The sequence below is a fragment of the Singulisphaera chitinilytica genome (assembly GCF_049331405.1).
In the GTDB taxonomy this organism is placed as follows: Bacteria; Planctomycetota; Planctomycetia; order Isosphaerales; family Isosphaeraceae; genus PoT.
The window spans coordinates 7,382,414-7,398,674 of the sequence record NZ_CP186274.1; the positions used below are offsets into that span (position 1 = coordinate 7,382,414).

Here is a 16,261-nt window from a genome sequence, read left to right on the forward strand (position 1 = left end):
AGCCCGGGACTCGAAGGCCTTTTCTATTCCCTCGTCGGCCCGCGGATTCTTTGTTCCAAAGCATGGAACCGTTGGCCCGGCACAACGAAAAAACGCCCCTGCGTGAAGTTTCACGCAGGGGCGGTTTTCATGTTTCATCAAATCTCGCGAGTAGCTCAACTCCTCGTGAGTGACGTGGACGATGAGGTCTTTCGTGCGCGAAGGCGGAACCGCGGCAGGGGGATGAAACTGGGCTCGCCGACCTCGGGGCGCTTGCGAGCACCGTGGAGCCAGCGCCCGACCCAGGTATATCGCACCATCACCTGATAGCTCGAAAACCCGAGGCTGAACGTCAGGAGAAGCACGGTGGCGAACTTGACGACCGGGTGTAGCGGAGCGCCGAGCAGATCGACCTGAATCAGCCCGACCACGGGGAAGTGCCAAAGGTAGATCCAGTACGAGCTGTCGGCGAGGTAGCGAATCCGGCCGTTCGAGCGATTGATGAGCCGCAGATAGGTGCCGAAGAGCCCGAAGATGACCAGCCAGGAATAGAGGGCGGCGAGTCCGGATGAGGCGAAGCTTTCCACGCCACTCAGGGGCCGGAGCCAACCTTCCCGCATGATCACCGCCCTCCCGATGAAGACGGGGATCGAGAGGGTCAGGTAGGTCATCGAGTGAGGGATCAAACGATCCAGATTGCGGCTATGCCGTTGCAAGACGGCCCCAACGGTGAAGAAGACCCCGTAGAGAGCGAGCCGCATCGGGTCGACCAGGAATGAGTTGTGTCGGTTGAGGAATGCGTCGATACCGCTCGCCTCCCGGCTCATCCAGACAATCAAAGCCGTGGGGACGGCCACGAGTAAAGGCCGCAGCGGAGATAAGAGCCAGCTGCGGTCAGACTCCCCTTCTGGGGGCGTGTTCGACGCCTTGATTTTGCGCTCGATCATCTTGTAAGCGAAAAAGACTGCGAGCATCACCATCAGGTATTCCAGGAACCAGAGGTGGGCCGGCCCGTAGAGGTTGGGCTGGAGACCCTTGGCGTGGAATTTCATGCGGCGGATCTCCCGCCAGGTGCAGTGTCCCGACTCGAGCCAGCCGTATTCCCAGACCGCCAGGCAGAGTGGCAAAATCGTCGCGGAACTGACCAGGAACGGGGCGAGGATGCGTTGCCAGCGGTTCTTGAGGAAGCCGGCGGGGCCTCGCGATTCAAAGAGGTCGGCGGCGAAGAATCCGGCGATAGTGAAGAAGAGGGGCGACGAGACCCCCATCACCCACCAGCAGAACGGGTCGAAGAGGACCTGCTCGGGGCTCTCCTTCGATGCCCAGATCAACTCGGGGATGTTGATCCGGATGTAACCGAGCGCCGCGTGGAGCGTGACCACCATGAACATGGCGGTCCCCCGCAAGGCGTCGAGCGCGTGGTGTCTTGGACGCGTCGCGCGAGACGGCACGTTGACGGGGTCGGCGTGCAATCGACGCAGGAGCCGCGGCACCGATTCCCGATTCGTCGCCGAACTCATGGGTTTCCTCGACTATCTGGAGCGAGTCCGTCTCGGGACGAACATGGTGAAACCCCTCCTTGGCGATGGAAATCCTTCACCGTGCGCGTGAATGTGCACAGTGATCTTCATCATCGGAATGGGCCATGAACGAGCTTGATGGAGATCGCTACGTCGAGGCGCTTCGACGACCGAAACATCGCGTTTTCCGGGTTATCTATCGGAGGATTCGACTCGCGAGGCGACGACGCCTCTCGGGTGACCGGCTTCGTGGCAAGTGTCGTCCTTGCTCCACGCTTTCGCGGGAGCAGGACACATCGTCGATCGGGTGGCTTCGATGGGTGGGTGGGTCGCGGCCTTGACGGCTTATACCACCCGTATCGGCGTGGCGAGAGTGAGGATTGAGCGGATTTTTACGAGGCGTGCCCCGGATTTGCAAATCTTAACGTGAAATGAGTCATGTGTGCCGAGGTTTGCCATCCCAAAAGATCGAGATTCAGTAGGTCTTTGATGGAAGCGAAATTCATTTGAGTTATGCAAATGAAGGGAGATTTCCTACTTACAGCCAATCGAGGGTCCTATGCTTGCATCGATGGTGTCGCATCGCGATCGGCAGGAAAAGTGCGAAGGCCTTGGCGGCGAGGTCAATCAGCGATGACCTCGCCACCAGTATGAGATTTCGTCGTTTGGACGAATATCCTCCCCGAACATCGGGCCACAGAGGCTCGGCGCTTCCGGCGGGGCGATCGCGCCGAGCCCCCCATCACTTGGAAACGAGCTTGGGTTCGATCCAGGTCTTCTTGTCGTAGGACTCGAGCACGGCATCGGCCACGATCTGGGCGTTCAGGCCGTGCAGGTAGCTCGGTTCGGCCTGCCGCTTCTCGAGGATTGCCGAGACGAACTCCCAGACGAGGTCGTAGCGGAAGACCGTCGCGGGGACGCCATCGTTAGGGTCTCGGGGGCTGCCTTCGGGCTTGAGGAACTCGTCGGGCACGGGGATGGGGGCGAGGTCCTGCCCCGTCTTGCCGACGAGGATCGTATTCGGCTCATGGAGCCGATAGACGGCCGAGCCCTCCGACCCGTTGATCTCCGCCCATTCGTGTCCGAAGCCGTTGCGACCGTATCCCTTCGCGAGGGTCGTCCCTTCCCAGACGCCCGTGGCTCCGCTGGCGAATTCCCCGATGATCGAAGACCAATCGTCGACATCGGAAGGAGGACAGGCCTTGCCGTCCGGCGTGGTTGTTCGCGGCGCGAAGCGGGCCACGGCGCCGCAGATGTGCGAGAGCGGACCCATGAGGTCGAGGGCGAAGTCGATCCGATGGATCGTCATGTCGTAGAGGTCGCCGGCGCCGGCCTTGTCCTTGTACTGCCGCCAGCCCCAACTCGTCTCGGGCCAGTCGAGGAACCGCTGCGAACGGAAGTGTCGCGGAGTGCCCAGGGCTCCGGTCTTGAGGAGGTTCTTGAGGTACCGCATCGACGGGGCGAAGCGATAGGTGAAGGCGGTCATGTGGACGACCCCGGCGTCCCTGGCCGAGACGTACATCGCCTCGACCTCACCCTTGTTCAGACCCAGGGGCTTCTCGCACATGATGTGCTTGCCCGCCGTGGAGGCCGCGAGCGAGATGGGCTTGTGGCTGAAGTTCGGCGTGGCGATGATCACCGCGTCGACCTCGGGGTCGGCGCAGAGGATCTCGGGGTCGGTCGTGACCTTGGAGATCCCCCAGTCGGCCTTGCGCTTCTCGAGGAGTTGCGGGTCGGCGTCGCAAGCCGCGACCAATTCCGCACGAGGGTCGATGCGGATCCCGGGGACGTGATGGTAGTCGCTGACCGCGCCCGCTCCCACGATTCCGATCCTGACCTTGCCCGACTTGGCTGGATTCGACATCGAAATAGCTCACTCCGCTGCATGGACCGAGGGCCGACGACGGGCCGAGCCCCGGGGCGGCGCCCCGAGCGTTCCACCACCTGGCATGACCGAAGCCCCGGCTCTACGATAGCTTGTCTAGAAGTCCCCGTCCTACTATCCTGCAGTCCATTCTGCAAGGGTTCGGCAACGATTCAAGCGAGCGGAGAGACCACGCACATGGCAAGCGATCAAAAGGTGAGAATCGCCCTGATTGGCCTCGGGTTTGGTGCCGAGTTCATCCCGATCTATCAGCAATACCCGGGGGCCGAGCTCACCGCGATCTGCCGCCGATCCCAGACCGAGTTGGACGAGTGCGGCGATCGATGGAAGATCGCCAAGCGTTATACGAAGTTCGAGGACGTCCTCAACGACCCCGACATCGACGCCGTCCACATCAACTCGCCGATCCAGGACCACGCCCCGCAGAGCCTCGCGGCCCTGAAGGCCGGCAAGCACGTCGCATGCACCGTGCCGATGGCCACGGGCGTGGAAGACTGCCGCGCGATCGTCGAGGCCCAGCGGGCCTCGGGCAAGGTCTATATGATGATGGAGACCGTGGTGTACAGCCGCGAGTATCTCTTCGTCAAGGAACTCTACGAGAAGGGCGAGCTCGGCCGGATCCAGTTCCTCCGCGGCAGCCACCAGCAGGACATGGAAGGCTGGCCCGGCTACTGGGAAGGCCTGCCCCCGATGCATTACGCCACGCACTGCGTGAGCCCCTGCCTCGCGATCCTGGGCAAGCATGCCGAGCATGTCGTCTGCCACGGCTCGGGCCGCATCGACGAGAAGCTGATCCCGAAGTACGGCAGCCCGTTCGCCATCGAGACGGCCACCTTCAAGTTCCGCGACTCCGACGTTTGTGCGGAGGTGACCCGCAGCCTCTTCGACACCGCCCGCCAGTATCGCGAGAGCTTCGACGCCTACGGGAGCAAGAAGAGCTTCGAGTGGCAGCAGGTTGAGGGTGAGGAGCCGGTCATCCACACCCGAGGCATCCCCGAGCCCGAGATCCCCTCGCGCGTCGGCGTCCCCGACTATGCCCACCTCCTCCCCGAGCCGATCCAGCGGTTCACCACGAAGGGGGTGTACGGCAACGACGAGGAGCAGCACCTTTCGTTCACACAGGGCGGCGGCCACGGCGGCTCCCACCCCCACCTCGTCCACGCCTGGATCAGCGCCATCAAGGGCGAGCGCCCCGCCCTGCCAGACGCCGCAACCTCCGCGAACTGGACCATGGTCGGGCTCTGTGCCCACGAATCGGCCATGAAGAATGGTGAGAAAATTCTCATTCCTCAGCTCTAATGTGAAGTGATGAGTGACCGGCGATCCGCCATGAGGTGGAGGTCGATTGCGGTCCTGAGTCAATCGTGATGCAGTGCGAGGAGGAGACGAGCCGTCTCCTCCTCGCTGCAATTAGGGCCTGGCGCAATGGCGCGACGATGGTCTCATGGGATTGGTCGGCTTGGCCTTCAGCCAAGCGAGTGGATTCGACGCACAACCCCCATGGGCAATTCATTTGAATCCGCAAAGATCCGAAACCCTCCGGTGGCGTCTGCCTGGAGGATCTTTACCAGGTTGAGAGTGTATTTCTCGGGGCTCGAAGCGGTTGCGCCGAAGACGTGTGGTGCCAATTCTCGACTGCTTGATATCATGAGATGGTGATAATTTCCTGCAAAAGTGAATTTCTGCGGGGCCGTGGATCGATCGCTTGACCTGGCGTACGATGTGTCTTAGACTCTCCGGTTAAACAGTTCTCACGATCGCTCGCCACACTCGCGGCGTGCCGGTCATCAAAATTCCAACTAAACCGGATCGGTCCAGGGTTCACGTGCGTAGATCCTTTCCCCCTTGTCGATTGCGAGCGTATCTCGTCGGAGCGGCTATCGCCCTCCTGGCGAGCACTTGCCTCGCGCCCGGCAAAGCGGTGGCGGGTTGCTCGCATGACGTCCCCGGCCATTCGATTAGCATCGACTCGCATCAACTCGAGCTCCTGCAGTATTCAGGTACGCCGTGGTCCCAAACAGGGCCTCGACTCGATCCGTCGGCTCCCACGCCCAGGCATGATCGCCACGGCGAGTGCACGGGGCCTTCCTGCTCGGGACGCTCCGGGATTCCCCCGGCCCCGGTCTGGGTGGCGACGCCTCGGATCGTGAACTGGGCCGTGCTCGATCTCCCTCCGATGGTCGATCCGCCTTCCCACTCGCGATATGCCTGCGCCGAGCCTCGGTCATGGTCGAACCTCTCGTCCATCGACGTCTTCCATCCTCCCCGCCTCAACTCCCACGTCTGAAACTCGACGATTGCGTAAGCCGGTCCCCGCGTACACTTCTGCGCGTAGGTCCCGAGTCCGCATCTCGAATCGTCGTCAATTCGTCCTTTAGCCCTACTCGGTGAGGGTGCTGGGTTTCGACCCCGGGTCTCCGGTCGCGATTCGTCGCGACATGCGTGGCGGTGCGGGATCGTGCGCCAGGGCTCCCTTCTCGGGTCACCTCAGACTCGTCTTCGTCTCCCTCATCATTCGGTTGTTTTCAATCGCTGGAGATTCGAACGTGAAGACTCGTCAACGCCGACGCGGTTTCACTCTCATCGAACTGCTGGTCGTGATCGCAATCATCGCCGTCCTTATCGCCCTCTTGCTGCCCGCCGTGCAAGCCGCCCGAGAGGCCGCCCGCCGCATCCAGTGCACCAATAACCTGAAGCAGATCGGCCTCGCACTCCATAATTATCACGACTCGAACCTGAGCTTCCCCTGGTGCGGCCTGAGCATCATCTCACCGACGGCGACCTCCACGGTCCAGTGGTCTCCGCATACCCGGTTCCTCCCCTACATCGAGCAGAAGAACCTGTTCGACGCCCTCAACTTCAGCTTCGTCTGGTCGGACCCGCAGAACGCGACCGTGACCGCGACGTCGGTCTCGTCGTTCCTCTGCCCGTCGGATCCGAGGCAGACGATCCCCGTCTCCGGCTGGTCCGGCACGAGCTACCGGGGCAGCCAGGGGAACAGCCTGGTCTATGGCTATGGCGACAGCGACCCGAGCAAGGTGAATACGACGATGCCCGCTCCCAACGGCATTTTCTTCTCGAACATGCTCGTCCGGATGAGCAGCATCACCGACGGCACGTCGAACACCGCGGCCTTCAGCGAGCACTGCATCGGCGACTTCAGCAACACGATCGTCACCGAGCTCGGCGATACGTTCTGGCCGCAGACGTATCCCGCGACCTCGGATGAAGCCTACAACCAATGCCAGGCGATTGACATCAAGAACCTCTCATTCCAGCGCGTCTCCAACGTCGGAGGACCCTGGACCCAGTTCTACCACTCGGTCTCCTCCTACTCGCACACTGGCCGCCCCAATGCCCGTTCGTGCATGTTCCCCCCCTTGCGGATCATGACCAACGCCAACAGCCTCCACCCCGGCGGCGTCAACGTGACGATGGCCGATGGCTCGGTGCGATTCATCAAGTCGACCACCAACATCGCCACCTGGCGTGCGCTCGGTTCGAGGAACGGTGGCGAGGTCATCAGTGCGAATGATTATTGAGATGTCGATGTCCAAGAATGCTTTTTTGAACCGACTCTGCCGGGTGATTCCCGCGGGGTCGGTGCTGCTCCTGGCCCTGGTCTTCTCCGGTTGCGGCGTCGGAGGACAGCCCATGTCGCCCCCCGTCGACCCGGACAAGGGCCGGAACGTGCTCCGCGAGGTGCTCGACGCTTGGAAGGATGGGAAGCCCTACGAGACGTTCACGGCCCAGGGGGCTTCGACCCGGGTCGCCGATGAGGACTGGCTCGAGGGGCAGACGCTCGTCGCCTTCGAAGTCGATACCAAGGACCAGCTCATTGGCGATGTCCTACGCTGTCCCGTCTCCCTGAGCTTGAAGGACAAGGGCGGGAAAGGTTCCAAGAAACGCGTCTATTACAACGTCACCACGGCGCCGACGCCCTCGGTCATCCGGCAGGATTGACCCTCGGGACCACCTGGAATCCATCCCATGCTTTCTCGATTACGTGCCTCGATCTTGCTGGTGATGATGCCCACCACCGCCCCCCTCGCCCTGGCTGGTGAGGGGCTGCCGGAGGTGCCCGCGACGCGCCCGGAACTCAAAGCTTTCCTCGAAGCCTCCAAGAAGAACGTGCCCCGCCTGCCGATGCCCGAGTTGAGCGAGGCAGACAGGGAGAAGATGTCACGGGCCAACTGGTCGGGCGCGGACTGGTCGGTCTACAACAACGGACGCACTCGCAAGTTCTACCTCCCGCCTGAACTCGCCGATGTCTCGAACCTCAGGGCCGACGACCCGGCGATGACGCTCGGCCCGCGCTTCCAGACCATGCTCTTCTGGATCGTCTCGCGGGCCAATAACTGCACCTACTGCATGGGGCACCAGGAGTCGAAGCTTGCCGCCCTCGGCATGGTCGACGACCAGGTCGCCGAACTTGACGGCAGTTGGTCGCGCTTCACTGAGAAGGACAAAGCCGCCTTCGAGTTTGCCCGCAAGCTGACCTACCAGCCGCATCGAATTCGCGACGACGACATCAAGATTCTCAAACGCTATTATTCGGACGTTCAGGTCCTCGAGATCATTAACGCCGTCGCCAACTTCAATGCGATGAATCGCTGGACGGGGGCCCTGCGGATCCCGCAGGAGGAGCATCGGGCCTACTTGACGCCAACGTCGGAGAAGCACCGCGACGCACTGAGCCGGCAGGCTCCGCTCGACCTCGAGCACCTGAACAAGTCGGGAAAGAACTTCGCGAGACCATCCAACCGCCCCGCGCTCGAGCCGCGAGGGGTTGTCGAGGAAGCCCTGGCCGATTGCCGAGAACGCGAACCCAGGCTCGCGCTCGAATCCGAGGCAAAAGCCCAGGATGTGACCGGCTGTGATTCGAACGTCGCGAAGACCGAGTGGGCGCAACTGCTGGCGGCTTTCCCCAAGTCGGGCCGGATCAAGGTCACGATGCATGTAGCGGCCGAGACCAAGGGGAAGCTCGCCCCCCTGCTCCGGGCCCAGATCGCCTGGATCGCCGCGAGGAACGACCGATCCTGGTATGCCCTCGGGCACGCCAAGGCCCGCCTTGCGGAGCTCGGCCAGGACGAAAAAGCGATTTTCGCCCTCGATCAAGGGGATTTCGAGGCCTACCCGCCGGCTTCGAGGGCCGTCTTCTCCCTCACGCGGAAGTTGACCGACGACCCGGCCCTCGTGGAAGATGCCGACATCGCCAACCTGCGCGAGCATTTCTCGGACAAGGAAGTGGCCGAGATCGTCTTCCAGATCACCGAAGCCGCCTACTTCGACCGGCTCACGGAAGCGGCTGGGCTTCGCTTGGAGGAGTGAGGACCGAGGCTTTGGGTGGGTTCGACATTCAAACCTGAAAGCTCGGTTTCGCTTGCGTTGAGCCGAGCTTCCCCGCGACGACCTCAGGCTCGTCGCAAGGATCGTGCTGATTCGTGGGACACAACTCCGATGCAGCCCTCGGCGAGTCTCGCCGTACGAGGCTCGGAGTTCGGCCGTGGGGTCCGAGTGATCCGAAACACAGGCGCAAGAGTGCGCCGGGTGTGGGCGTTAGTCACCGAGCGATCGAGGTCGTCTCGATTCTCGCTCCGTGTTCGGGGTAGCATCAGGAGAACTCTTCAATGTCCGCCGGCAACGACACCGTGATCACCAACCAGGAATCGATCCTGTCGAACCAGGACAGGATCCTGAACAATCAGGAGACCATCGAGAAGAATCAGACCAAGCTCGACAAGATCACGTCGAACCAGTCCGCAATCCTGGCGAATCAGGAGTCGATCCGCGAGAATCAGAAGAAGCTCGACAAGATCGTCGCGAACCAGGCGACCATCCTGGCGAACCAGGAGTCGATCCTGACCAACCAGGACAAGCTCGACCGGGCCGTGGCCAACCAGGCGACCATCCAGAGCAACCAGGAGCACATCCTGTCCAATCAGGAACGGCTGTCCGGCGACCTTCGCGAGGTGCTAGCGAACCAGCGCGAGATCCTCGCAAACCAGAAGAAGCTCCTGAGCAAATGATGACGGGTTCGGGGGATCGCGGTGGCGAGCCGCCGGGTCCCCCTCCCTCGATATCAGGGCGTCGCGACCTACTGCATCGGGACTCGCTCGACAGTCACTCGATCGTCGTGCCGCCTGGAAGGTAAGATCATCCGAGATTTCGTTGGTTTCAAACCGTGGCGATGGCCAATGCCTGGAGATGAGCATATGGAGACGCTGATCCGACCCCTTGCGAGGCTCACCTTCCTGGGGACGTGCTCCCTGGCCGCAAGCCTCGCGTTCTTCGTGGCCGGATGCGGAGAATCCAAGCAGGCCGAGACGAAGGCCGAAGGTGCCGCGAGCCCCAGGTTGAAGATCGCCTACCTCGGCCTGACCTGCGAGGCGGCCATGTTCGTCGCCCAGGAGAAGGGCTTCTACAAGGATGAGGGGATCGAGGTCGAGTTCGTGAAGACGGACTGGGACGGGCTCCGCGACGGACTGGGCCTAGGCCGGTTCGACGCGAATTATACCTTGATCATGTATTTACTCAAACCCATCGAGCAGGGACTCGACGTCAAGATCACCGGGGGCGTCCACTCGGGCTGCCTTCGCGTCCAGACCGGGCCGAACTCGCCGATCCAGACGACGGCGGATCTGAAAGGCAAGAAGATCGGCATCCCGACGATGGGGAGCCCCCCCTTCCTCTTCGCCAGCCGGGCGTTGAAGGCGCAGGGCTTGGATCCTAAGAAGGATGTCGAGTGGGTGGTGGTGGCGCCGGAGGTCATGGGGATCACCCTCGAGAAGGGCCTGGTCGATGCCGTGGCCGACTCCGAGCCGCTCGGCTCGATCCTGGCCTCGAAGTCGAAGGTCCGCACCCTGGCCGACCAGGCGGTCGACGAGCCCTATCGCACCGAATACTGCTGCGCCGCCGTCGTGAGCGGCAAGCTCGCCAAGAGCAACCCGTCTGCGGCCGCCAAGCTGACCCGCGCGATGCTCAAGGGAGCCATGTGGGTCGACAAGAATCCGACCGCCGCGGCGAACCTGGCCGTCGAGAAGAAGTATGTCGCCTCCTCGGCCGAGCTGAACGCCCAGGCCCTCGGCAAGCTCAAGTACATGCCGAGCGTCTCGGGTTGCCGCGAGAGCATCGGCACGGCCGCCAAGGAAATGAAGACGGCCGGATTGTTGAACTCCTCCACCGACCCGGAAGTCCTCGCCAAGTCCGCCTGGATCGATCTCGAAGGGGTCAGCGACGACTGGATCAAGGGCCTCAAGGTGGAAGAGGTGGCCGGCGGCGGTCGCCCTCCCAAGCTCGACGACTCGGCGTTCGCCGCCCTGTTTGAGAACGATAAGGAGTTGCACTCCATCCTCTGCATGGGCTGCGAGGGCAAGGACTCCGACATCTGCATTCCCTAATATCAGGCGAGAGTCGTGAAGGTCGAGGGTCCGGCAGCGTGCCGCCTGCTCTCCCTGGGCCTTCGCGAGTCATCGCCCGCCTCGCCTTCGGAGACTGATTGATTTGGACGCACTCGCCTCGAATCCGACAGACCAGCCGCAGTTGCCGGACGATCTCGCGGCTGTGGAGGCCGGGGATCGTCCGAACTTCGTCTCGGCGTTCGCGCCGACGTTCGTGACAGCCCTTGCGCTGGCCGTGCACCTGGGCCTGGCGAACACGCAGCTCGCGCCTCTCAGTCACTTTTATGCCAACCTCTTGATATTCCTCGTGCCGGGCTCGCTCGTCTTCGCCGGCCTGCAGTGGACCTCGGGCTGGGTGGGCTCCTGGACGAGGTATCGGAGCCCGCTGGCGGCCGGCCTGGTCTTCGCTTTCCTCCTCTGGGATCTCGCGACATTGAAGCTGGCCTGGCTGCCCATGCCCTATTTCCCGGGGCCGGAGGGGGTCCTCTCTGCCCTCTGGGAGGACCGGGACTCGCTGGCCTTGAGTGCGTATCACTCCTTGAGACTGCTCCTCTGCGGATATGCCGTCGGGGTCTCGGTCGGGCTGGTTTGCGGGGTCTTCATCGGCTGGTTCCGCAGGGTACGTTACTGGGGGATGCCACTGTTGAAGTTGCTGGGGCCGATCCCGGCGACGGCCTACGTCCCCCTGGCGATGGTCACGTTCCCCAACGCGTTCCTCTCGGGGACGGCGCTGATCGCCCTGGCGGTGTGGTTCCCGGTGACGATGCTCACGACTTCGGGGATCGCGAATGTCCCCGTCTCATACCTCGACGTGGCCCGGACCCTGGGCGCGGGGCGAGGCTATCTGATCTTCCGCGTGGCCCTGCCCGCCTCGCTGCCGAGCATCTTCCTCGGCCTGTTCATGGGGCTCGGCTCGGCCTTCCTGACCCTGATCGTGGCCGAGACGCTGGGTGTCTCGTCGGGCCTTGGCTGGTACCTGAAGTGGAAGCAAGGGTATTTGGAATACGCCCACGTCTACGCGGCGTTGGCGATCATGGCATTGTTCTTTTCGGGACTGATGACGGCCCTGTTCAAGGTGCGAGACCGGGTCCTGAGCTGGCAGAAAGGCGTGATCCGGTGGTGAGTACCTCGGAGTCTTCCGACCTCGATTCTTCGTCCCTCCGCATTCACGACGTCAGCATGTCGTTCCGCTCCGACAGTGGCTCGACGATGCTCGCGCTCGACCGCCTATCGCTCTCGGTGGCCGGCGGAGAGATGGTCGCCCTGATCGGGCCGAGCGGCTGCGGCAAGTCCACCCTGCTGCGACTGGTCGCCGGGCTCGATCGTCCTTCGTCGGGCGAGTTGCGGGTCGGCACGGAGCCGATCGAAGGGCCGAGCGCCGAGCGCGGCTTGATGTTCCAGGACCCGAGCCTCTTCCCCTGGAAGAGCGTCCGGCGGAATATTGAGTCGGGCCTGGTGGCGCGTGGGGTCTTGCGGAAGCATCGCGACGAGGTCGAGGAATACCTGCGACTGGTCGGGCTCGAGGCCTTCGCCGACGCCTATCCCCATCAGCTTTCCGGCGGGATGGCCCAGCGAGCCGCCCTGGCGCGGGCCTTGATCAATCACCCCAAGTTGCTTCTGCTGGATGAACCGCTCGGGGCGCTCGACCAGTTCACGCGGATGCGGATGCAGGACGAGGTCATCCGGATCTGGCAGGCGAGGCGGACGACCATGATCCTCGTGACCCACGACATCGACGAGGCGCTCTACATGAGCGACCGGATCGTGATCATGACCCCGAGGCCGGGCCGCATCGATCGGATCCTCGACGTCCCGCTGGAGCGTCCTCGTCAGCGGAATGCACCGAGATTCCTGGAACTTCGCGCGGAAATCCTCGAGTTGCTCAATTTCGCCGAGCATCCATCGCACAGCGATAAATCAAGCCTGGGCTTTCGTGCCTCGAGCGGGAGCGAAGGACGATGAGCCGAGGCGTGCGCAAGGTGGTGGGCTACGGAGTCGCCCTGGGCCTGCTCGCCGGGCTGGGCGTGTCGATGGTGTTCGTCTACCGTCAAGCCGGCAATGGAATGCCGAAGCCGGGCTCACCGACGTATGAAGAGATGGTCGCGGCCTTCTCTTCTGGAGTCGCCGCGCTCGACACCGACGCCAACACGATCGCCCGCGACTCGCTCGAGCGGGCCACGAAGACCGTGCCCCTGGAGCCGGCGGCCTGGGCCGACCTCGGCCTGGCGCAGATCAGGCTCGGCGACTTCGAGAAGGCTCGAATCAGCCTGGATAAGGCCATGGTCCTCGCGCCGGAGAATGGGCCGATCCAGGCCCTGATGGCGCTCCTGGAGCAGCGTCGCGGTCGATTCTCGGAGGCCATCGCGCACCTCAAGCTCGCGATCCAGTACGACCCCAAGGACCTCCGCTCGCGTTATGCCCTCGCCAAGGAGATGGAACGTGAAGGGGGCGATGTCGCCGGGGCCTTCAAGATGCTGGGGAGCATCCTGGAGGTCGCGCCGAAGAACCTGGAGGCCCTGTTCGATCGGGCCCAACTGGCGACCAAGCTGAACGACAAGCAGGCCATCGCCGAGGTTGTGGAACGGCTCAGGCCGCTCTTGGCCAACTGGCCGGCGAATAGTCGAACGCTCTTCGCCGAACTGGAAACGGCGGCGGCCAAGAACCCCAAAGCCGTCACGATTCCGCTCCTCAGGTTGCGAAACACGCTCGTTCGCTTCGACGACTATCAACAGAGCATCACCGCACTGAGCCTGCCGACCGGGACTGTCGGGGCGCCCCTGCACCAGTTCCTCAGGCTCCAGGTCCCCGCGGCAACGCCGGCCCCTCCGGATGAGACGCTCACCTTCGCCTTGGAATCATTGTCCGAGGAACCGAAGAAGGTGGGTGCGATCGCTCTCTTGCCGAATCCGCAGGACGGTACCTCGGTCGTGCTCGAGGCCGATGGCAAGGAATTGCGAAAAGCCGATGGTTCGGGGGTGATCGCCCCTTTCCCTGGCGGAGCCTCGGCGGCGGCACCCTCACCGCATGGAGTGGCCGTCGTCGACTGGAACTCCGACTATCGCCTCGACCTCGTGCTTGCGGGCTCAGGAGGTTTGCGGATCTTCCGTCAGAAGGAGGATGGGGCCTTCGAAGACGTGACTACCGCATCAAAACTGCCTCCCGAAGTCCTGAACGCCGACCTCTTCGGAGTCTGGGCGGCGGACATCGAGCTCGATGGGGATCTCGACTTCATCCTGGGCCTTCGGGCCGGTGCCACGGTCGTGGTCCGCAACCGGGGCGACGGTTCCTTCGAGCCGACCCAGCCTTTTGCTTCGGTGGCCAATCTCCGTGAATTCGCCTGGGCCGACCTCGACCACGACGGCGATCCCGACGCCGCGTTCCTCGACAATTCTGGCAAGCTCATCGTCCTTGAAAACTCGCGTGCCGGCCGTTTCCGGAATCGCCCGGCTCCCGATGGCCTCGCGTCCCAGGGTGCCCTGGCCGTTGCGGACCTGAACGGCGATGGCGTGATGGATCTCATGCTCGTCGATGCACAGGCCATTCGGCGGCTCTCGGATCGGGATCACGGCGAAGGCTGGGAACTTGCGGAAGTCGCCCGCATCTCGGCGGATGACGCGAAAGCCAAGACAGCGATCAAGCCGGGGGAAGCGCGTGCGTTCTCGGCCGACCTCGACAACAACGGGGGCATCGACCTTCTGATTTCCGACAGGACGGGAACGCGGATCTGGCTCCAGGATGCGGCCGGAGCCTATCGAGCGCTCGCGAGCCAGCTCCGCGTCGTGACGCTCTCCACCGGGGACCTGAACTCCGATGGGCGGCTCGAACTCGTCGGGCTCGATCCCGAGGGCAAGGCCGTTCGAGCCAACAACGGCGGCAAGCTCGCTTATGCCTGGATTGTCTTGCGGCCGAGGGCGGCCAAGGTCGTCGGGGATGGTCGGATCAACTCATTCGGAGTCGGCGGCGAGTTTCAGGTGCGGGCGGGCTTGCTGGTTCAGACCCAGGTCATCGCCGGGCCGTTCGTTCACTTCGGCCTCGGGTTGCAAAAGGGGGCGGACGTGGCCCGCGTCGTCTGGCCGAATGGCACGACGCAGGCCGAGTTCGCCACGAAAGCCAACGACTCGATCCACGCAGAGCAGCGGCTCAAGGGTTCGTGCCCGTTCGTCTACGCCAATGATGGGTCGGGCGTCCACTTCGTGACCGACTTTCTCTGGCGCTCGCCGCTGGGCTTGCGGATCAACGCCCAGGACACGGCCGGCGTGGGGCAGACGGAGGACTGGATCAAGATCCGCGGCGATCAACTCGTCCCCTTGAAGTCAACCGGGGGCGAGGATGAGTACGATCTGCGGATCACCGCCGAGTTGTGGGAAACCCATTACTGGGATCACGTCTCCCTCATGGTGGTGGACCATCCCAAGGAGATCGAGGTCTTCGTCGACGAGCGATTCGCACGCAAGCCTCCGACGTTGGCAGTCCACGCGATGATCGGGTTAAAGCCGGTCGCCTCGGCCCGCGATGATAAGGGCCTCGATGTGACTGACCGCATCCGGTCTCGCGATGGCGACTTCCTCGACACCTTCGGCCGAGGCTTCTACCAGGGCGTGACCCGCGACCACTGGGTCGAGGTTGAGCTCGGGGACGACCTGCCGAAGGATGGCAAGCTCACCCTGATCGCCCAGGGCTGGATTCATCCCACCGACAGTTCCATCAACGTGGCGCTCGGTCAGGGGACGCACGAGCCGCCTCGCGGCCTCGTCCTCGAAGCCCTGAAAGATGATGGGTCGTGGGGCGTCGTCCGCGACGACATCGGGTTCCCGGCCGGGAAGAACAAGACGATCCTGATCGACCTCGACGGCGTTTTGCGTCCGGGAAAATCGAAGAAGATCCGGCTGCGGACGAATCTGGAGATCTACTGGGACGCGCTGTTCATCGCGGCCTTGAACCCAAAGGCGGAACTCAAGACTCAGCGGCTCTCGCCGAGCGTGGCCGAATTGAGACATCGGGGGTATTCCCTGATGACTCAGAAGGACCAGTCCTCGCCCGAGATCCCGCGATACGATATGCTGATGGGTGAGGGTCAGCGCTGGAACGACTTAATCGGTCTCTACACTCGGTTCGGCGACGTCGCCGAGCTGATCGAGAAAGTCGACGATCGCTACGTCATCGCGAACGCGGGGGATGAGTTGATGCTTCGCTTCCCGGCACCCCCCGCCCCGCCCGACGGCTGGACTCGCGACTTCGTCCTGATCGGCGACGGATGGAACAAGGACGGCGACTACAACACGGCGTTCTCGAAGACGGTGCTCCCGCTCCCCTCGCACGCGAGGCCGGAGTACGACAAGGCGCCGGGCGAACTCGAGGACGACCCCGTCTTCCGGGCACATCCCGACGATTGGCAGCGGTTTCATACGCGGTATGTCTCGCCGCGAGTCTTCTTCCAGGGGCTCGGGCCGACGCCTGCCTCGAATCCATAGCGAATC

11 protein-coding genes are annotated in these 16,261 nt (G+C 63.2%); 9 read left to right on the top strand and 2 right to left on the bottom strand.

The annotated features are described in order from the left end of the window. Positions 1-155: 155 nt before the first annotated feature. Complete coding sequence (locus ACOYYX_RS28820) at positions 156-1,499, bottom strand: acyltransferase family protein (RefSeq protein ID WP_422926161.1); 1,344 nt, start codon at positions 1,497-1,499, stop codon at positions 156-158. 742 nt (positions 1,500-2,241) lie between these two features. After that, positions 2,242-3,363, bottom strand: a complete 1,122-nt coding sequence (locus tag ACOYYX_RS28825) for a Gfo/Idh/MocA family protein (protein ID WP_422926162.1) — start codon at positions 3,361-3,363, stop codon at positions 2,242-2,244. Between the two features lie 198 nt (positions 3,364-3,561). Between ACOYYX_RS28825 and ACOYYX_RS28830 the strand changes: the two genes are divergently transcribed. The 9 genes from ACOYYX_RS28830 (at position 3,562) to ACOYYX_RS28870 (ending at position 16,255) form a co-directional block, all read left to right on the top strand. Further along, positions 3,562-4,683, top strand: a complete 1,122-nt coding sequence (locus ACOYYX_RS28830; RefSeq protein WP_422926163.1) for a Gfo/Idh/MocA family protein — start codon at positions 3,562-3,564, stop codon at positions 4,681-4,683. A 1,247-nt stretch (positions 4,684-5,930) separates the two neighbouring features. Beyond that, the gene (locus ACOYYX_RS28835) at positions 5,931-6,926 is read left to right on the top strand and encodes a DUF1559 domain-containing protein (RefSeq protein WP_422926164.1); all 996 of its coding nucleotides are present in this window, start codon (positions 5,931-5,933) and stop codon (positions 6,924-6,926) included. A 7-nt stretch (positions 6,927-6,933) separates the two neighbouring features. After that, entirely contained in the window at positions 6,934-7,347 is a 414-nt protein-coding gene (locus tag ACOYYX_RS28840; RefSeq protein WP_422926165.1) for a hypothetical protein, read from the top strand. A gap of 27 nt (positions 7,348-7,374) precedes the next feature. Next, positions 7,375-8,715: a carboxymuconolactone decarboxylase family protein gene (locus tag ACOYYX_RS28845; RefSeq protein WP_422926166.1), complete on the top strand. Its 1,341-nt coding sequence runs from the start codon at positions 7,375-7,377 to the stop codon at positions 8,713-8,715. A gap of 299 nt (positions 8,716-9,014) precedes the next feature. Continuing rightward, positions 9,015-9,413 carry a hypothetical protein gene (locus ACOYYX_RS28850; protein WP_422926167.1) on the top strand — a complete coding sequence of 133 codons (399 nt, stop codon included), beginning with the start codon at positions 9,015-9,017 and terminating at the stop codon, positions 9,411-9,413. A gap of 186 nt (positions 9,414-9,599) precedes the next feature. Next, positions 9,600-10,784, top strand: a complete 1,185-nt coding sequence (locus ACOYYX_RS28855) for an ABC transporter substrate-binding protein (protein ID WP_422926168.1) — start codon at positions 9,600-9,602, stop codon at positions 10,782-10,784. A 103-nt stretch (positions 10,785-10,887) separates the two neighbouring features. Then, positions 10,888-11,907 (top strand): ABC transporter permease, encoded by a 1,020-nt coding sequence (locus ACOYYX_RS28860; RefSeq protein ID WP_422926169.1) that lies wholly within the window; start codon positions 10,888-10,890, stop codon positions 11,905-11,907. 56 nt (positions 11,908-11,963) lie between these two features. After that, positions 11,964-12,746, top strand: a complete 783-nt coding sequence (locus ACOYYX_RS28865; protein WP_422926170.1) for an ABC transporter ATP-binding protein — start codon at positions 11,964-11,966, stop codon at positions 12,744-12,746. Continuing rightward, a complete protein-coding gene (locus ACOYYX_RS28870; protein ID WP_422926171.1) occupies positions 12,743-16,255 on the top strand; it encodes an FG-GAP-like repeat-containing protein in 3,513 nt (1,170 codons plus the stop codon). The genes ACOYYX_RS28865 and ACOYYX_RS28870 overlap by 4 nt, the downstream gene beginning before the upstream one ends. The last annotated feature ends 6 nt before the right edge of the window (positions 16,256-16,261 follow it).